Annotated in this window: 19 protein-coding genes; all 19 read right to left on the reverse strand. The window is 50.7% G+C overall.

The window, feature by feature from the left end; genetic code table 11:
- On the reverse strand, nucleotides 1-193 hold a 193-nt coding region (locus tag WMO41_RS10385), incomplete at its 3' end, for a hypothetical protein (protein WP_494338448.1).
- The gene (locus WMO41_RS10390) at nucleotides 190-849 is read right to left on the reverse strand and encodes a CatA-like O-acetyltransferase (RefSeq protein WP_349229687.1); all 660 of its coding nucleotides are present in this window, start codon (nucleotides 847-849) and stop codon (nucleotides 190-192) included. The genes WMO41_RS10390 and WMO41_RS10385, both read right to left, overlap by 4 nt.
- Nucleotides 850-1080: 231 nt before the next feature.
- Nucleotides 1081-2475, reverse strand: coding sequence for a DNA/RNA helicase domain-containing protein (locus WMO41_RS10395; protein WP_349229688.1), 1395 nt, complete (start codon nucleotides 2473-2475; stop codon nucleotides 1081-1083).
- Between the two features lie 58 nt (nucleotides 2476-2533).
- Nucleotides 2534-2833, reverse strand: coding sequence for a LysR substrate-binding domain-containing protein (locus tag WMO41_RS10400; protein WP_349229689.1), 300 nt, complete (start codon nucleotides 2831-2833; stop codon nucleotides 2534-2536).
- Between the two features lie 60 nt (nucleotides 2834-2893).
- A complete protein-coding gene (locus tag WMO41_RS10405) occupies nucleotides 2894-3388 on the reverse strand; it encodes an NAD(+) diphosphatase (RefSeq protein ID WP_349229690.1) in 495 nt (164 codons plus the stop codon).
- A gap of 56 nt (nucleotides 3389-3444) precedes the next feature.
- Nucleotides 3445-4170 (reverse strand): DUF554 domain-containing protein, encoded by a 726-nt coding sequence (locus tag WMO41_RS10410; RefSeq protein ID WP_349229691.1) that lies wholly within the window; start codon nucleotides 4168-4170, stop codon nucleotides 3445-3447.
- Nucleotides 4167-4643, reverse strand: a complete 477-nt coding sequence (locus tag WMO41_RS10415) for a YbaK/EbsC family protein (RefSeq protein ID WP_494338452.1) — start codon at nucleotides 4641-4643, stop codon at nucleotides 4167-4169. The genes WMO41_RS10410 and WMO41_RS10415 overlap by 4 nt, the downstream gene beginning before the upstream one ends.
- A 134-nt stretch (nucleotides 4644-4777) precedes the next feature.
- Nucleotides 4778-6067, reverse strand: a complete 1290-nt coding sequence (gene serS, locus WMO41_RS10420) for a serine--tRNA ligase (RefSeq protein WP_349229693.1) — start codon at nucleotides 6065-6067, stop codon at nucleotides 4778-4780.
- Nucleotides 6068-6187: 120 nt separating this feature from the next.
- On the reverse strand, nucleotides 6188-7258 hold the full coding sequence (locus WMO41_RS10425; protein ID WP_349229694.1) for a BMP family lipoprotein: 1071 nt from the start codon (nucleotides 7256-7258) through the stop codon (nucleotides 6188-6190).
- A gap of 116 nt (nucleotides 7259-7374) precedes the next feature.
- A complete protein-coding gene (locus WMO41_RS10430; protein ID WP_349229695.1) occupies nucleotides 7375-8565 on the reverse strand; it encodes a phosphopentomutase in 1191 nt (396 codons plus the stop codon).
- Between the two features lie 10 nt (nucleotides 8566-8575).
- Nucleotides 8576-9004, reverse strand: a complete 429-nt coding sequence (locus WMO41_RS10435) for a cytidine deaminase (RefSeq protein ID WP_349229696.1) — start codon at nucleotides 9002-9004, stop codon at nucleotides 8576-8578.
- A gap of 59 nt (nucleotides 9005-9063) precedes the next feature.
- Complete coding sequence (deoC, locus tag WMO41_RS10440; RefSeq protein ID WP_349229697.1) at nucleotides 9064-9729, reverse strand: deoxyribose-phosphate aldolase; 666 nt, start codon at nucleotides 9727-9729, stop codon at nucleotides 9064-9066.
- Nucleotides 9730-9793: 64 nt separating this feature from the next.
- Nucleotides 9794-10504: a purine-nucleoside phosphorylase gene (deoD, locus tag WMO41_RS10445; RefSeq protein WP_349229698.1), complete on the reverse strand. Its 711-nt coding sequence runs from the start codon at nucleotides 10502-10504 to the stop codon at nucleotides 9794-9796.
- 104 nt (nucleotides 10505-10608) lie between these two features.
- A complete protein-coding gene (locus WMO41_RS10450; RefSeq protein ID WP_349229699.1) occupies nucleotides 10609-11544 on the reverse strand; it encodes an ABC transporter permease in 936 nt (311 codons plus the stop codon).
- A gap of 1 nt (nucleotide 11545) precedes the next feature.
- A complete protein-coding gene (locus WMO41_RS10455) occupies nucleotides 11546-12613 on the reverse strand; it encodes an ABC transporter permease (RefSeq protein WP_349229700.1) in 1068 nt (355 codons plus the stop codon).
- Nucleotides 12606-14135 (reverse strand): ABC transporter ATP-binding protein, encoded by a 1530-nt coding sequence (locus WMO41_RS10460; RefSeq protein WP_435436197.1) that lies wholly within the window; start codon nucleotides 14133-14135, stop codon nucleotides 12606-12608. Before WMO41_RS10460 ends, WMO41_RS10455 begins: the two co-directional genes overlap by 8 nt.
- Nucleotides 14136-14182: 47 nt before the next feature.
- Nucleotides 14183-15025 carry a YjjW family glycine radical enzyme activase gene (locus WMO41_RS10465; RefSeq protein ID WP_349229702.1) on the reverse strand — a complete coding sequence of 281 codons (843 nt, stop codon included), beginning with the start codon at nucleotides 15023-15025 and terminating at the stop codon, nucleotides 14183-14185.
- Nucleotides 15026-16570: a YjjI family glycine radical enzyme gene (locus WMO41_RS10470; protein ID WP_494338449.1), complete on the reverse strand. Its 1545-nt coding sequence runs from the start codon at nucleotides 16568-16570 to the stop codon at nucleotides 15026-15028.
- Nucleotides 16571-16605: 35 nt separating this feature from the next.
- The gene (udp, locus tag WMO41_RS10475; RefSeq protein WP_349229703.1) at nucleotides 16606-17379 is read right to left on the reverse strand and encodes a uridine phosphorylase; all 774 of its coding nucleotides are present in this window, start codon (nucleotides 17377-17379) and stop codon (nucleotides 16606-16608) included.
- Between the last annotated feature and the right edge of the window lie 2 nt (nucleotides 17380-17381).

The raw sequence follows: 17381 nt of genomic DNA on the forward strand, positions 1-17381 counted from the left end.
AATGGGATTTTTGCCTGCAAGCCCATGTTTTCATACGGTCAGCGCAGTGAATGCGCAGACCTACTGAACAGTTACCAGATTGCACAGAAGTTTGATTCCATAAAGAATGATCACCGTCCAACAGGTTCTGCATCCCAATTGGCGCCACATAAGCAAGTCCCAACGACAGACCCTGAAGATAAACTGGTATCATGTTCGGATAAAACCTCCTTCGTCAATTGCTTCCTGAAGCTTCTGAAAGAACATTCCCGCATGATAGCCATCCGCTACCGCGTGCGCGATCATCATATTTACCGGCATCAGAATCTTTTCCCCGGATTTTTCGTATTTTCCCATGGTAATGATTGGAAAATACGCAGGTTCTGTGCTACCTAAGGTTCTGCTGCCAAATGCTGTAAATGCGGCCCATGGCACACAGGAAATGCAGTAAAAATTAGCTGGCTGACCTGCTTTGGCCTTGATGCCTTTTTTCTTCTGCCCTTCTTCCATATCCTTCGTGATTTCCCGGTAAAAGACCTCAAAATCATCAGAATACTCCGTCCAACAGTCAGAAAAAGTCTTATCATCCTCATGAAAAATCGTGTAGTTAGGAACGACCTGATCCCACACGCACAAATTTCCTTCCGCATCTTTAAACATGCGAAAATTCTCCATCTGATTTAATACTTTTGTCACCAGATAAATGAGGGATGGATAAAATTTTTGACCGCTTTCATGACAAAAATCCAGCAGTTTTTTCACATCAATGGGTACCGTCATGTTGCACTCAATTTTTAATTTTTCTGTATAATATCGATAATGTTCCCTGCGCGGCCAGGTGGTCATATCGATTTTTCTGTAACCTGTCATCCTGTTTCATTCCACCCTTCCTAAAATTTCCAGCAACTGATAAACTGCACCTGCAGTTACATGCAAAAATTGTAACTGTTCAGTACTCTCACAGTTACGGGCAAAAATCCATTGAAAATTGCCTTCGGCAATGGGATTTTTGCCTGCAAGCCCATGTTTTCATACGGTCAGCGCAGTGAATGCGCAGACCTACTGAACAGTTACCAAAAATTCAACATACTCTCCCAGTGTTTACAGCAGATCCAGCAGCGCTGCATAGACTGGCTCATTCTGCTTTACCACCAGCATCAGCTCTTCCTTTGCTCCGTTTAACTGATGGAACAGTCTCCGCACCGACCAGTCTTTCGAACACAGATATCCCTGCTTATCATAAAAATACCGCTGATCCAGTACCATTGCAAGACAATCTGCAGAAACTGCCGATCCTTTTTCCCTCGAAAGCACTTCATACCTCCGATGCTGGGCATCTTTTAAAAGTAATTCTTCCTCCCGGTCATCATTGGCATAAAGCACCGTGACATGCGGAAAATGCCGTCCTGCCTTTCGCTCCGGGAGATGTATCATGTTCTGGATAAAGGAAGATAATTCCGCATTGGTCCGGATCCGGTTCGTCAGCCGGAAACTCTGAATTCCGGGAATCTGTTCCAGGGCATGCGCTGTGCCACAATCCATCTCTTCCGGCGAAATCATATCCTCACTGTCACTAGAAAAAATGACCGGGCGGTTTCCGCAATGCTGCAGAATGTATTCCAGTTTTTCTTTAGAAAGCAGATGCGCTTCATCTACAAAAACAGCACTCGATCCCGTAAGGAGATCGGATATCATCTCACTGTCCGACAGATATTTCACCCGCCGCAGCCGCTCATGCAAAACCTTCCATTTTTCCCCGGCCTCCCCGCAGTGGATCATGCAGACCTGTTGCCTTGCAGAAAGCTTCATAGCCATATCGTAAAGAAGCAGGGTCTTTCCCGTTCCAGGAAGCCCCCGAAACCAATAGTAACCGGTCCTTTCCAGACGGATTTTCTTTAAAATCTGCCGCTCAATATCCCGCTGCTGGGCCGTCAGAAAATATTCTTTTTTCAAAAATCGGGATGGTTCTGTCAATGGAGAAATCAGAAACAGCTCTACCTGAAACAGTGTCTCTGCATCTCCCTTGTAATCCTCACTTTCATTCTGCAGGTCACTGCACAGCTGCTCCCAGTCTGTATCCACAAGATGATCATGGTTCGTCAGGCGCACCAGACGGTTCTGACTGCTGATATAGGTGTAAGACCGGATTGGCCTCCCCAGCACCGACAGGTAATACCGGTTCTGGATCAGCTGCCTGCGCATGGCCTCCTCCGACACTGCTCCGCTTTTCAGTTCAATGTTGATGATCTGGTCTTCTTTTATCTGAAGAAGGTCAAATTCCTTTCCCAGCCGCGGAATCTGAAACGAATAAAAAAAGCGCAGCCCGCATACATCCTGCATCCGTGCTTCCAGCTGTTCCACCAGTTTTTTCAGACTGTCCACTTCCCACTCCCGCATTTTTAACGGTTTTTCCCGTTTGGACAGCTGACGCTCCATTTTGGAAAGCTGCGCCAGATTCTGCTTTCTGGTAATGGCATAAATTGAAATTGATTTCATAAATAAACTCCAGATTTTTTACTGTTACCATGTTATGCGCGGATCATCCCTGCGCCTGTTACACCGTCTCCCTCAGCATCTCATAAAACCGCTCCGCCGCCCGGCTGAACACTGCATGTTTCTTCCAGACCAGTGCCAGATGCGTTGGGAGCTGCGGATCTAACGGCAGGAAGCAGACATCTGGATCCAGCACTGGGGCAAGCAAGTCCCGGGTTGTGAGGAAATATCCCATTCCCTGCTGCACAAACGGGACCGGACTGCCGTGAATTACATTGTAGGTGGCCGCAATCTGCAGATGCTCCGAATCTGTCCCAGCCCAGTGGGCAATGAGATTCTGCAGGCCAATACGCTGGTGCATGATGAGCGGAATACTTCGAATCTCAGCTCACCTTAAACTGCCTATTTTTCACTTCTGCCATTATTGCTTCTCATCCAGATATGCATTTAAAAACCACGCCGCCAGACTGTTCGGCCGGATATTCTTTCTTGCCTCTTCCGGTGAAAACCACTTGCAGCGGTCGATTTCCTGATTGATATGCAGTGCTTTTGCGTTATCTACATAGGCAGTGAAATTGCACATCAGCGTGTTGGATGGTTCAAAAAAGCGGGTGCGGTTGAATTTCATGCGGGTTACGTGAAGCCCCGTTTCTTCCAGAACTTCCCGCGCCACAGCATCTTCTTCTGCCTCACCCCGGTTCACATAGCCTGCCACCAGAATGTACGTTGGCTTTCCATACTGCTGGATCAGAAGAACTTTCCCAGTTTCCTCATCCGTCACGATCATGCTGACCGCCACATTGTACATTGGAAAGCGGTACTGTTGGCACTGGGGACAATAGGGCACAATTCCTTCTCCCTCCAGCTCTTTTTCCATCAACTCCGCACCACATTCATAACAGTGTTTCTGAATCATTCCTTGATACTCCTTTTTCTAACAAACCGCTGTTTCCATATCACGCAAAAACAGCCTTAAAATCCCCACGGAAGATACGCCGCCAGAACTGCCAATACCACAGATGGCAGCATATTTGCCACACTCACTTTCTTTCCCCAGATCAGATTGACTCCAATGCAGAAGATCAGCAAAGATCCAACCAGGGACAGATAGGCCAGAGCCAGTTCTGTCATAACCGGTGACAGTAACCCAGCTAACAGCGTGATACTTCCTTCAAACACAAACACGGGAATGGCAGAAAATGCACAGCCGCGTCCCATAGATGATGTCATCACTGCAATGATAATAAAGTCCAGAACAGATTTAACCGCCAGCGTAGAATAATCATGCAGCAGTCCGTCCTGGATCGAGCCAACAATGGCCATAGCTCCAATGGATACGGTCAGAGAAGCAGTCACAAAGGCATTGACAAACTCTGCGTCTTTGCTGTTTCCGGTTTTCTGCTTCAGCCATTCTCCAAAACTTTCAAACCCATGCTCAATTCCAATCAGTTCTCCAATGACGGTTCCAATTGCCAGGCAAAGCACCACCAGCATGGATTTTCCACTGCTGATTGTCCCGCCATCAATCGAAAGCATTCCCTCCATGGCCCCGGCAATTCCGATGAATAACACGCTGACGCCGCAGGCTTTATTTAACGCCTCCTGCTGCTCTGCACGAAACAGCCTGCTCGTGAAATGCCCCACCAGGCCACCGGCTATAATGCTGACACTGTTTATGATGGTTCCCAATCCCGTCATGATTCTTCCGGCTCCTTACACACATCCACCCAGCCTTTCGCCCCGGCTGCCTTCTCCAGTTCTGGAATCGTCAGCTTCACAGCGCTGTGGTCATTGCCTGCTGCCGGGTAAACCACCTCGAACTGCCTCAGGCTTTCGTCCAGATACACCTCCACTCCTTCGTTGATGCCAAACGGGCATACACCGCCCGGCGCATGGCCTACGTACTGTTCTACCTCATCAAACGGGATCATTTTTGCCTTCACATGAAAGGTATCTTTATACTTCCGGTTATCTACTTTTGCCGTTCCCTCAGTCAGGATCAGTACGGTTTTCTCTCCCTGCAGAAAGGACATGGTCTTTGCAATCATGGCAGGCTCCACGCCCAGTGCCGCAGCAGCCTTCTGAACGGTGGCAGTTGAATCTCTCAGTTCGATGACATGATCCAGAAAACCCTTGCTTTCCAGATATGCCTTTGCTTTTTCCAGTGACATATTCTTTTGTACCTCACTCGTTTCATTCTGATATACAGAAAGCCGCCACACATACAAGGTGCGGCGGCCTTCTGCCATCGTCCTACAGTCTGCAAATGCCTCTGGCAGTTACTTCTGTTTCAACATTTTTCTTCCTATTTGTGCTTCGGTACCATAACTTCCATACCGCCCATATACGGCTGCAGCACTTTCGGGATCTTGACAGTGCCGTCTGCCTGCAGGTTGTTCTCCAGGAATGCGATCAGCATACGCGGCGGAGCAACTACGGTATTGTTTAAGGTATGAGCGAAGTACTTTCCGTCCGGTCCGTCTACACGGATCTTTAAGCGGCGTGCCTGTGCGTCTCCTAAGTTGGAGCAGGAACCTACCTCAAAGTACTTCTTCTGACGCGGAGACCATGCCTCTACGTCGCAGGATTTTACCTTTAAGTCTGCCAGGTCACCTGAGCAGCACTCCAGGGTACGAACCGGGATGTCCATGGAACGGAACAGATCTACGGTGTTCTGCCATAATTTGTCGTACCAGATCTTGGACTCTTCCGGCTTGCAGACAACGATCATCTCCTGCTTCTCGAACTGGTGGATACGGTATACGCCACGCTCCTCGATGCCGTGAGCGCCTTTCTCCTTACGGAAGCACGGAGAATAGCTGGTCAAGGTCTTCGGAAGCTCGTTCTCCGGAGTGATGGTGTCGATGAATTTACCGATCATGGAATGCTCACTGGTACCGATCAGGTACAGGTCCTCACCCTCGATCTTGTACATCATAGCGTCCATCTCTGCAAAGGACATAACGCCGGTTACGACGTTGCTGCGGATCATGAACGGCGGAATGCAGTAGGTGAAACCGCGGTCGATCATGAAATCACGCGCGTAAGAAATGACTGCGGAATGAAGTCTTGCGATATCGCCCATCAGGTAGTAGAAGCCGTTTCCTGCTACTTTGCCTGCTGCGTCTAAGTCGATGCCGTCGAAGGTCTTCATGATATCGGTATGGTACGGAATCTCAAAATCCGGTACGAACGGATCGCCGAATTTCTCGATTTCTACGTTCTGGCTGTCGTCTTTACCGATCGGTACGCTCGGATCGATGATGTTCGGAATGGTCATCATGATCTTTAATACCTTTGCTTCCAGCTCGGTCTCCTGAGCCTCCAGCTCTGCCAGGCGTGCTGCGTTTGCTGCTACCTGAGCCTTGACCTCTTCTGCCTCGTCCTTCTTACCCTGTCCCATTAACTGGCCAATCTGCTTGGACAGCTTGTTGCGGGATGCACGAAGGTTGTCAGCCTCTGCCTTAGCTGCACGGTTCTTCGCGTCCAGCTCGATGACCTCGTCAACCAGCGGAAGCTTCTCAAACTGGAACTTGTTCTCGATATTCTTCTTTACGATGTCCGGATTCTCGCGGACAAACTTCAAATCTAACATTTTTTCCTCCTGTATACGTTTCCCTGTTCCCGACCACAAAGCGCGCCTGGAAACAAAAAATGTAGTATAATCAGATTCGATTATACTACATTTCTACCGGGTTGGAAACCCCTAATTCAATTAATCCAGCTCGTAAACATCGCCGTACTTCGCCTCAAAGGACTCCTTGTCGGCCGGTACTTCGATCTCGCCATCAATGATTTTCTGTTTTACTTCCTCAACCTCTGCTACGACATCATCTGCGATCAGATCCTTGCTCGGCGCAATATCGACACCGCCCTCTGCCAGATCGTAGGTGTGTACGCTGCTCTCCAGAGTACCGTTTACCAGGGACTCAATGGCATCATATACAGCGTTATCCACACGCTTCATTGCGGAAGTCAGAACGGTGTCCGGGGAGATGCCGGACTGGTCACTGTCTACGCCGATTGCGTAAACACCAGCCTCGTGGCAGGCCTCGATCACTCCAAGACCGGTTGCTGCTGCTGCGTGGAAGATCACATCCGCACCGTTAGTAATAGCGGTATTTGCCATGGTCTTTCCGGTTGCCGCATCACCAAAGGAGTTTGCGTTAAACTGCTGAATCTTCACATCCGGTTTTGCGTCCAGGGCACCTGCACAGTAACCGTAGCCGAACTGGTTCATGGTCTCATTCGCCATACCTGCCACGTAACCAATGTTATTGGTCTTGGTGGTCTTACCGGCTACATAGCCAGCCAGGTAAGATGCTTGCTCTGCGCGGAACATCAGACAGGTCACGTTCGGAAGGTCAATGGTCGCGTCATCTACGATGGCAAACTTGATATCCGGGTTCTGCTCTGCAGCGTTTCTGGTTGCGTCTGCCAGCATGTAACCGATGCTGATGATCATGTCGTATTCCTCATCTGCGAAGGTCTCCAGGTTCGGAGCATAGTCTGCGTCCGTGCTGGACTCCAGGTAGTTTACGGTCACGCCGAAATCCTTGCCTGCGCGCTCCATGCCTTCCCATGCAGTCTGGTTGAAAGAACCATCGTTAACACCGCCCACATCGGTAACCAGGCCGATTTTTAAATCGGATGCGTCCTTCGCTGCTGCGGATCCGCTCTCCGCGGTATTATTATTTTCTGTGGTGCTGGTGTTGGAACCACCGCATGCCACAAGAGACATACACATTGCTGCTGCCATCATAAGAGCTGTGATTCTTCTTTTCATTCTGTCCTCCAATTATCCTCTTTTCTGCGGTCTCAAAATGACCGTTGTAGGTTATACCATAAAAGGAGGCGGATGAAAAGGACACATGGCAGTTTTTCATGCTGTTTTAAAATTTTTTATTTCAGACGGTCCAGAATGGAGTATCCGATGGTGCCCTCCGGCATCTTCACGCCGAAATCATCGGCAATGGTTGCTCCGATGATGGCGAAGGTGTCGGTCTCCGGCAGCTCTCCGCTTTCCTTGAATGCCTTGGAGTATGCAAGGAACGGGACACGCTCGCGGGTGTGGTCGGTTCCGGTGTAGGTCGGGTCATTTCCGTGGTCCGCGGTGATGATGAGAAGATCATCTTCCCGCAGAGTGTCGAGCAGTACGCCCAGATTCACATCGAATTTCTCAATCTCCTGCGCGTAGCCGGACGGATTTCTCCGATGGCCCCACAGGGCATCGAAGTCGACCAGGTTCACAAAGCAGAGACCGTGGAAGTCTTTCTTTGCCACGTCGATGGTCTGCTCCATGCCATGCACGGAGCTCTTGGACTTGTAAGCCTCGGTGATGCCCTCTCCTACAAAGATATCATTGATCTTTCCGATGGAAATGACATCATATCCTGCATCCTTTAACGCATTCAGCGCAGTCGGCCCGAAGGGCTTTAACGCATAGTCGTGGCGGTTGCTGGTGCGCTTGAATTCGCCCTTCTTTTTGCCCACATATGGTCTGGCAATGACACGGCCAACCTTCCACTCGTCCTTCATGGTGAGCTCTCTGGCAATTTCACAGCAGCGGTACAGCTCGTCAAGGCCAAAGGTCTCCTCGTTGCCGCAGATCTGCAGAACGGAATCCGCAGAGGTATACACGATCATATGGCCGGTGGCAATCTCCTCTTCTGCCAGCTCATCCAGAATCTCGGTACCGCTGGCACTCTTGTTTCCGATGACTTTATGTCCGGTGCGCTTCTCCAGCTCTTTGATGAGTTCCGGCGGGAATCCATGCTCGGTGAAGGTCTGAAACGGCTTTTTCACCTCCAGGCCCATCATCTCCCAGTGTCCGGTCATGGTGTCTTTGCCAAGGCTCTTCTCACGCAGCTTGCCATAATAGCCCAGTGCCTTTTCCACCGGAGTCACCTGTTTGAGCGGGGTCAGATTCGCCATTCCAAGCTTCTGAAGATTCGGAATGGTAAAGGTATCAACAGACTCCGAAATGTGTCCCAGTGTGTTCACGCCAATATCACCGAAATTGGCAGAATCCGGCATGGCTCCCACTCCAAGGGAATCCATGACTACTACAAATACACGTTTAAACTTCTCCATGTCATGCTCCTTACTTGAGATTATTCGGCCCAAAACCAAGCGGCAGCAGTTCTTTGAGCGTAAAGATCTCATACTGCTCTTTCGATGTTGCCAGAATGATCTGGAACTCCTCCGGGTTACAGAACTCCATCATGACCTGACGACACACGCCGCAGGGAGCCGCGTACTCCTTTAACTCCTTGTTCATGCCGCCCACCACGCAGATGGCATCAAATTCCAGCACGCCCTCACTGACTGCCTGAAAGAACGCGGTGCGCTCCGCGCAGTTGCTTGGGGTATAACCTGCGTTTTCGATGTTGCAGCCGCCGTAAACGGTTCCGTTTTTAGCTAACAGCGCCGCTCCCACATGAAAGTGGGAATACGGCACATAGGAATAATCCATCATGCTGATGGCCTTACCGATCAGCGCTTCAATCTGATCTTTTTCCAGTTTCTTCATCAATCCTAAACTCCTTTATTGCCCTGTGGATCAGCATCACTTCCGTGACAGATCCACAATTAATATCCGGTTGCCTCTTCCTGCTTCACCAGCTTAATGATGCGGCTGGTTCCCAGGCGGTCAGCGCCCAGAGAGAGGAACTTTTCTGCGTCAGCCAGGGAAGAAATGCCGCCTGCTGCCTTCATCTTCACATTCGGTCCGATGTGCTCGGAGAACAGCTTGATATCCTCAAAGGTTGCTCCTGCTTTGGAAAATCCGGTGGAGGTCTTGATGTAATCTGCTCCTGCTTTCGTTACCACCTCGCACATGCGGATTTTCTCTTCATCGGTTAAAAGACAGGTCTCAATGATAACTTTCAGAATTTTGGAACCGCATGCCTTTTTCAGGGTGCGGATTTCCTCCTCAATGCAGTCAAACCTGCCGTCTTTCGCCCAGCCGATGTTGATGACCATATCAATCTCATCCGCGCCGTTGGCCAGAGCGTCCTTGGTCTCAAACTCTTTGGCTGCTGTGGTCATATAACCATTTGGGAAACCGATAACGGTGCAGACTGCCATCTTATCCTGCACATACTCCTTTGCCTGTTTTACATAGGACGGCGGAATGCAGACGGAAGCGGTTCCGTATGCCACAGCGTCATCGCAGATCTGTTTGATTTCTGCCCAGGTTGCGGTCTGGGTCAGCAGTGTATGGTCCACATGTTTTAAAATTTTTTTCTCGTTCATTGTATGAATTTCCCTTCTGTTTTATCCTGTCGGATTCTTCGAATCCATTTCTTTAACGGCGTTATTACGCCAGTTCCAGTGCGATCTCCATCATCTTACGGAAGCCAAGCTGACGGTCCTCTGCGCTCAAGTGCTCATTGGTATAAAGATGATCGGAAATGGTCAGCATGCAGAGTGCCTTCTTTCCGGCCTTTGCCGCGTTCATGTAAAGCGCTGCCGCCTCCATCTCCACAGCCAGAACGCCCATGCCACGCCACAAATCGTTGACATTGCCCATGGCGTTGTAGAATACATCGGAGGAAAGCACATTGCCTACGACCACGTTGGTTCCCTGGCGTTTTGCGGTCTCGACCGCGCGGTTTAACAGCTCATAATCCGCAATCGGCGCAAAAGTTCCCGGAAGTCCGTACTGGTATGCGTAATTGGAATCGGTGCAGGCACCCATGCCAATCACGACATCCATCAGCTTCATGTGATCCTGCAGGGCACCTGCGGAACCAATGCGGATGATCTGGTCTACATCGTAGAAGTTAAAAAGCTCATAGGAATAGATTCCGATGGACGGCATTCCCATTCCGCCACCCATAACAGAAATCTCTTTTCCCTTGTAGGTTCCGGTATAGCCGAACATATTGCGGACCGCGGTCACCTGTCTCGGGTTTTCCAGATAGGTCTCCGCAATGTACTTTGCCCGCAGCGGATCTCCCGGCATCAGTACGGTTTTGGCGAAATCGCCGGCTTTGGCACTGTTATGCGCAGTTGGTGTATTTGTCATAATTTTCCTTCTCCTTTTCTTCCCCATAAAGATTTAGTTTTTTCAGGCCTGCACCCACGGACACGCCGCAGAGACAGACCTGAATCAGTTTTAAAAGAACATTTTTATTTGGATTTTACAAAGATCTTGCCGTTTGCGGCCGGTGTATGTGCCTTGCCGACAAACAGAACCAGGGCCACAATGGTTACCACGTACGGGATCATGGAGATCAGGTTCGGGGATACCAGATTGCTCTGGGCTGCCAGGGATTTGATACCGCTGCACAGGCCAAAGAGCAGGCATGCCTTGGTTGCGCCCTCCGGCGAGAACTTACCGAAGATAACCGCTGCGATCGCGATGAAGCCCTGGCCCACGATAACGCTCGGACGGAACTGGTTGATGGTTGCCAGGGTTACGAAGGCTCCGCCCAGGCCTGCCAGGAAGCCGGACAGGATCACACAGGTGTAACGCACTTTGTAAACATCAATACCCAGAGACTCGCATGCCTCCGGATGCTCTCCAACTGCTCTTAAGTGAGCGCCGAATTTGGTCTTGTAGAACACAAACCAGCAGACAAATGCCAGTACAAATACAAGATAAGCAACCGCGTATACGTTCAGAACATTGTTCCAGAAGGAACCGGTCGAGAACACGCCCTCAAACAGCTTCGGCAGCTTGCAGCTCGGATCCATGGCCGGGGTATCGGATGAGTTGTTGTACATGGCCTTGCAGAGGAACAGTGCCAGGCCAGGTCCAAGGAAATTGATAGCCGTACCGGCAATGGTCTGGTCCGCATGGCAGGAAATACATGCGTAAGCATGGATGAGTCCAAACAGGGCACCTGCCAGACCGGCACAAAGGAACGCGATCCAGCCGTTTCCGGTGGTCAGTCCCATAACTGCTCCGGTGAAGGCGCCAATGGTCATCATGCCCTCAATACCGATGTTGACAACTCCGCTTCGCTCGGAGAAGCAGGAGCCAAGAGCCGCAAGAAGAAGCGGCGGCGTTGCGATCAGGGTCGCATTGATCAGAAGACCAAGGTCTTTTATTAATTCATTCATCTTACTTTGCCTCCTTCTTCTTTGCTGTCTTTAGGACAAAATACTTAAACACATGGGCAATCGCGATCAGGAGAACTACGCATCCCATGATGATATCGACTACCTCAGACGGTGCTTTTACAATACTCAGCTTGGATCCGCCGTACTTCATGGCACCGTAGAACAGGCCGGAGAAAATACAGCCGATCGGGTTAGAGGAACCGATCAGGGCAACGGTAATGCCTTCGAAACCAAAACCTTCCTGTCCCGCAAACTGGCTTAAACGTCCGGACATACCCAGAACCTGGACTGCTCCGCCAAGACCGGATAACAGGCCGGAAATGCCAAGTGCAGTCAGGATGGACTTATTGGCATCGATGCCGCCGTACTCTGCGGCACTGCTGTTGAAGCCTACTGCTTTTAACTTATAACCCAGAGTAGTCTTCTCGATGATGATCCAGATCACGATAGCCGCGATCACTGCCAGTACAAAGCCCCAGTGCGCGCTGCTGCAGCCAAGGGCGTTGCGCATGCCCTCCGGAAGAAGCAGTCTTGCGGAAGCCGCGATATCCTGGGTAGCCTCGGTCTTATCACGATGGAGGAACGGCAGGTTTACCGTATAGTTGGATAAGTAGAAGGCAATCCAGTTGAACATGATGAAGGACAGCACCTCATGGATGCCGCGCTTTACTTTCAGGACACCTACGATCAGGGACCAGATGCAGCCTGCTGCCGCTGCAGCCACCAGGCATACCAGCGCGTGGATTCCAGCCGGAAGCTTTAACGTAACACCCAGGATACATGCTACCAGGCCGCCGATAACGAACTGGCCCTCTGCACCAATGTTAAACAAACCGGTACGGAAGGAGAACGCTACACTAAGACCGGTAAAGATCAGCGGAGCTGCGTAAACCAGGGTCCATACCAGATACTTCGGTTTGCTGAAAATACTGCTGAAGAGCTTTCCGTAAGCCACAGCCGGGCTGATGCCCGCGATGGTTAAGAAGATGGCTCCTACCAAAAAACCAATGACGATCGCAATGATGGTGTAGAGTACATTGTTTTCGAGAATACTTTTCTTCTTATTCATTTGTCTTCTTTCCTCCTGCCATCATAAATCCGAGTTCCTTCTCATCTGCGTTCCTGCCCGGTACGCTTCCTGTGATCTGGCCGTCAAAGATAACCTCAATGCGGTCAGACAGGCTCATGATCTCGTCCAGCTCGAAAGAAACCAGCAGTACCGCACGGTTCTTATTGCGCTGCTCTACCAGGTACTTGTGTACGAACTCAATTGCGCCGACATCCAGTCCACGGGTTGGGTTTACCGCGATCAGCAGATCCTTGTCATTGGTTACCTCGCGGGCAATGATGACCTTCTGCTGGTTACCGCCGGACAGAGTTCCGGACGGAGCCTCTGCGCAGCCGCGCGGGCGCACATCGAATTTTTCGATCAGATCCAGCGTGTGCTCTTTGATGGCCTTCCGGTCCAGAATGCCGTGTTTTGAATACGGTGCTTCCTCAAAGTGCTGCAGGATCAGGTTGTCCTCGTTGGAAAATTCCAGAATCAATCCGTGCTTCTGACGGTCAGCCGGAATACTGGAAATGCCGTTGTCAAAGGTCTCCTTCGGAGTCTTGTTGAAGACATCTTTACCCAGCATGGTGATGGTGCCGGATTCTGCCTTTCGAAGACCCGTCAGAATCTCCACCAGCTCAGTCTGTCCGTTTCCATCGACACCGGCCAGACCTACGATCTCGCCCTTTCTGACATCCAGGTGGAAGCCCTTTAAGATCTCAACGCCGCGGTAATCCTTTGCATGCAGATCCTCCACATGCAGAACCACCTCGCCGGCTTCCTGGTCTTTCTTGTCTACCTTAAAGTTAACATCACGGCCTACCATCATGGCTGCCAGCGCGTTTTCATCGACATCGGCCACTTTGACGGTCTGGATGTATTTACCCTGGCGGATGATGGTGCAGTTATCGGAAGATGCGGTGATCTCTTTTAACTTGTGGGTAATGAGGATGACACTCTTGCCATCTGCGGTCAGGTTGGAGATAATCTCCATCAGGCCCTCGATCTCCTGCGGAGTCAGGGATGCGGTCGGCTCGTCCAGGATCAGGGTCTCCGCGCCGCGGTACAGCACCTTCAGGATCTCCACACGCTGCTGCATGCCAACGGAGATATCCTCTACCTTTGCGTCCGGATCTACCTTCATGCCGTAGCGCTCAGACAGCTCCATGACCTTTTTCTTCGCAGTTTCCTTGTCCACGCTCAGACCCTTGACCGGCTCCATGCCCAGAATGATGTTCTCGGTTACCGTAAAGGGCTGAATCAGCATGAAATGCTGGTGTACCATACCGATTCCGATATCAATGGCATCCTTCGGGCTGTTAAAATGAACCTCTTTCTCATTGATAAAGATCTGTCCGCTGGTCGGTTTGTACAGTCCGCAGAGTACGTTCATCATGGTACTCTTTCCGGCTCCGTTCTCACCTAAGATTGCGTGCACCTCTCCTTTGTGCACCGTCAGGTTGATATGGTCATTCGCGGTAAAGTCGCCAAATTTCTTGACGATGTCTTTCATCTGGATTACAACTTTACTCTCATCCATATGGCTTATTCTTGCCACGGCTTGGTCCCTCCTGTATTTTCTTTTATTTAGATCAGAATGATATTCTGGAAACCTTTTTCCCTCAATATATCTGCCAGATATGCCAGGTACTTCTGGCCCGGCACCTGGAAATGGGAATACTGCTCCCGCACGCCCATCGGACGATAGGCAATGATCTTAATCCAGATATCTCCGTATTCCAGATACGGCGCCAGGAAATCTCCCATCTCCCGGATGCTTTTTTCGGTGTCGTAAAGATCCGGCACAATGACGGCCCGCACCTCATAAAGCTTTCCGGTTCTTGCCAGATAATCCGCGTTTTTCAGCACCATCTCATTGGTAACACCTGCTACCTTTACATGCTCCGATGCCTCAAAGGCCTTGATGTCCAGCATAACACCGTCCGACACTTCCATGAGTTCCGGATACTGCTCAAACGGAATCATGCCGTTGCTGTCAATCAGCGTGCCCAGACTGTCTTTTCTGGCCAGGCGGAACAGTTCTGTCAGAAATTCCGGCCAGAGCATGCACTCGCCGCCGGAAACGCTGATGCCCCGGATAAACGGGATCTGCTTTTTCACGCGGGCATACACTTCCTCCGGCGTCATCTCGCAGGTACGCGGGGAACTGTCATGGGGACAGACATGAATGCAGGTATCACACTGCACGCATTTGGATGGCTCAAACACTACTTTTCCATCCTCTCCCACAGACAGCGCACCCACCGGACACTGCTTCACACAGACGCCGCACTGCACGCACAGCTTTCTGGTCTCCGGATTGTGACAGTATTTGCAGTCAATGTTACAGCCCTGCAAAAAGATGGCCGTCCGGTTTCCCGGACCATCCACACTGCTGAATGGAATGATCCGGTTTACCACTGCTTTCATTTAGCGCACCTTTCTTTCCAGAATGTGGCCGTTTCTTGCAGCGCCAAGTCCCAGTGCGGTAGTATCCTGAAGCACAGCCTCGCCGCCTGCCAGTTTCTCCAGCTCAGAACGCTTTACCAGATAACCGGTTACACGGATCACGTCGCTGTCGCTGGAGTAGAAGGACAGGTAACGCAGATCCATCTTAAAGGAGCCTTTGATGATATCCAGCACATACTCCGGATTTCTGTGTACGGTCATGTCGATCGGGAAGATATCACCGGTACCGGAGGTAAAATATTTGTGGAATTTCTTTAATACATTCAGCTGGTCGATGAGCTCGTCCGGCTCCTCACCGATCGGGATTCTGGTACCCGGAGTTACATTCTCGTCTTCCGCCAGACCCACCTGCGCGTGAAGCAGGAAGTGTCCACCGGTTCCCTCACAGTATTTGTTCTTGTGGTTTAAGTTAAACTCCTTGATGATCTCCATGATCTCAACGCCCAGGTTGTTGGCATTTTCATCGTGGCCGAAGCGTCCCTGAATTCCCTCCTTCTCAAAGAGGATGTTAACGCAGTCTGCCAGGCCTACCAGACCATACATACTGGAGAAGCGGTCTCTGTGGATAAAGCCCTCTTTGGCCAGGAAGTTGTTCTCAAAGAATCCGCTCTCTTCCACCTCAAATTTGATTCTCGCATCCATGTAGCGTGCCATGATGTCCAGAACATACGGAAGCTCACGCTCCTTAAAGTCCTGAATGTTCTTCGCGCGCTTCGCGATGTTGCCCAGCACCAGACGACACAGGGTGTAAGCGCCGCCGCCAAGTAAAAGGCCGTTGTAGCAGCTTGCGATCACGTAATTCTCACCCAGCTCGCTCTTGAACATCTTGTGGTTTGCGAAGCTCGGCTTTGCGCTGTGCATTGCGCAGTCGATGGCTTTCAGCGCGAAATCATCCGGAGTGATGTCTTCATCGTACTTGAAGCTTAAGTTCGGAACAGCGTTCTCCAGCTCTTTCTCAGCCTCTAAAAGCAGACGTCCTGCCTTGGTATCACGCGGCCCGATGTTTGCGTGGGAGAAAGAATCCAGAATGGTACGGTCCATCTGGGTGAGGAACAGCTTCAGCATCTTCTTTGCCTGTGCCTCATCTACCGTGTCGATGTACGGCTCTAACAGTTCATCTAACTGGCCCACATAGACCGGATAGTTGGTAACACTCGGTACATGCTTGTAAAAGATCATCAGGCTGTTTAATGCTTCGTACAGATCGGTTGGCGGGTCCAGCTGGAGGAATTTGCTTCCCTCTTTTAAAAACTTTGCGTAGTCCGGGATGATATAACGCGGACGCATCGGCGCATGGCCTTCAGACAGATCGCAGATGCACTTGCGGTCGATCGGCACATTTAACAGTTCATCCAGACCTTCCGGAAGATCCAGCACTTCCATGAGAGAATCTGCCTGGTTTGCAAGACAGGTCAGCTTCTGCTCATGGGTCAGAGTTGCACTCTCAATGATTTCCAGAATATTTTTTCTTGTTTCGTTGACCCTTTCCATAGAAATGTCACGCATAATAACAACTTCCTCCTCTATGATGTATGCGAATATTATTCGTTATCTTCTTTGATCAGCTTCCGAATGGCCTCCACTGCCACACGGATAGCCATATCCGTATCGTGTGCCACCGGATTGGACAGGCCCTGTTTTTCCCGCTCCTGGTTTGCCATAACTAAGAATACGGAACCGCAGCGCACATGCAGGGTGCTGGCTACAATAAATAATGCTGCGGACTCCATCTCAGAAGCCAGGCATCCCAGGCGTTTCCAGGCCTCCCACTTGTTTAAAAGCTCGTAGCTCACCGGCATGGTCTCCGGGGAATGCTGGCCGTAAAACGCGTCCTTGCACTGCACCACACCCACATGGCAGGTCTGGCCAAGTTCCTTTGCGGAAATCCGCAGCGCATTGACAATATCAATGTCTGCCACGGCCGGGAACTCGATCGGTGCATATTCCCTGCTGGTTCCTTCCATGCGGATGGCACCGCTGGCCACGACTACATCGGCGCTCTTGACATCCAGCTGCATACCGCCGCAGGTGCCCACACGGATAAAGGTGTCGGCACCGCATTTCACCAGTTCTTCCATAGCGATGGAGGCCGACGGGCCGCCGATACCGGTAGAAGTTACACTGACCTTCACACCGTCCAGATAACCGGTGTAAGTTACATACTCCCGGCTGTCTGCCACCAGCTTCGCATCATCAAAATAGGCCGCAATCTTGGCACAGCGCTTCGGGTCTCCCGGAAGAATCACATAACGCCCTACCTCGCCCTTTCCTACCTGAATATGATACTGTTTATCCGGATTTTCTGAATACTTCATTT

Origin of the sequence: Ventrimonas faecis (assembly GCF_040096075.1) — a bacterium.
Lineage (GTDB): Bacteria > Bacillota > Clostridia > Lachnospirales > Lachnospiraceae > Brotaphodocola > Brotaphodocola faecis.

What these genes read in the sequence shown, in the direction of transcription:
- WMO41_RS10390 (WP_349229687.1), bottom strand. Translation starts at nt 849, where the DNA reads ATGACAGGTTACAGAAAAATCGATATGACCACCTGGCCGCGCAGGGAA.
- WMO41_RS10395 (WP_349229688.1), bottom strand. Translation starts at nt 2,475, where the DNA reads ATGAAATCAATTTCAATTTATGCCATTACCAGAAAGCAGAATCTGGCG.
- WMO41_RS10400 (WP_349229689.1), bottom strand. Translation starts at nt 2,833, where the DNA reads ATGCACCAGCGTATTGGCCTGCAGAATCTCATTGCCCACTGGGCTGGG.
- WMO41_RS10405 (WP_349229690.1), bottom strand. Translation starts at nt 3,388, where the DNA reads ATGATTCAGAAACACTGTTATGAATGTGGTGCGGAGTTGATGGAAAAA.
- WMO41_RS10410 (WP_349229691.1), bottom strand. Translation starts at nt 4,170, where the DNA reads ATGACGGGATTGGGAACCATCATAAACAGTGTCAGCATTATAGCCGGT.
- WMO41_RS10415 (WP_494338452.1), bottom strand. Translation starts at nt 4,643, where the DNA reads ATGTCACTGGAAAAAGCAAAGGCATATCTGGAAAGCAAGGGTTTTCTG.
- serS (WP_349229693.1), bottom strand. Translation starts at nt 6,067, where the DNA reads ATGTTAGATTTGAAGTTTGTCCGCGAGAATCCGGACATCGTAAAGAAG.
- WMO41_RS10425 (WP_349229694.1), bottom strand. Translation starts at nt 7,258, where the DNA reads ATGAAAAGAAGAATCACAGCTCTTATGATGGCAGCAGCAATGTGTATG.
- WMO41_RS10430 (WP_349229695.1), bottom strand. Translation starts at nt 8,565, where the DNA reads ATGGAGAAGTTTAAACGTGTATTTGTAGTAGTCATGGATTCCCTTGGA.
- WMO41_RS10435 (WP_349229696.1), bottom strand. Translation starts at nt 9,004, where the DNA reads ATGAAGAAACTGGAAAAAGATCAGATTGAAGCGCTGATCGGTAAGGCC.
- deoC (WP_349229697.1), bottom strand. Translation starts at nt 9,729, where the DNA reads ATGAACGAGAAAAAAATTTTAAAACATGTGGACCATACACTGCTGACC.
- deoD (WP_349229698.1), bottom strand. Translation starts at nt 10,504, where the DNA reads ATGACAAATACACCAACTGCGCATAACAGTGCCAAAGCCGGCGATTTC.
- WMO41_RS10450 (WP_349229699.1), bottom strand. Translation starts at nt 11,544, where the DNA reads ATGAATGAATTAATAAAAGACCTTGGTCTTCTGATCAATGCGACCCTG.
- WMO41_RS10455 (WP_349229700.1), bottom strand. Translation starts at nt 12,613, where the DNA reads ATGAATAAGAAGAAAAGTATTCTCGAAAACAATGTACTCTACACCATC.
- WMO41_RS10460 (WP_435436197.1), bottom strand. Translation starts at nt 14,135, where the DNA reads ATGGATGAGAGTAAAGTTGTAATCCAGATGAAAGACATCGTCAAGAAA.
- WMO41_RS10465 (WP_349229702.1), bottom strand. Translation starts at nt 15,025, where the DNA reads ATGAAAGCAGTGGTAAACCGGATCATTCCATTCAGCAGTGTGGATGGT.
- WMO41_RS10470 (WP_494338449.1), bottom strand. Translation starts at nt 16,570, where the DNA reads ATGCGTGACATTTCTATGGAAAGGGTCAACGAAACAAGAAAAAATATT.
- udp (WP_349229703.1), bottom strand. Translation starts at nt 17,379, where the DNA reads ATGAAGTATTCAGAAAATCCGGATAAACAGTATCATATTCAGGTAGGA.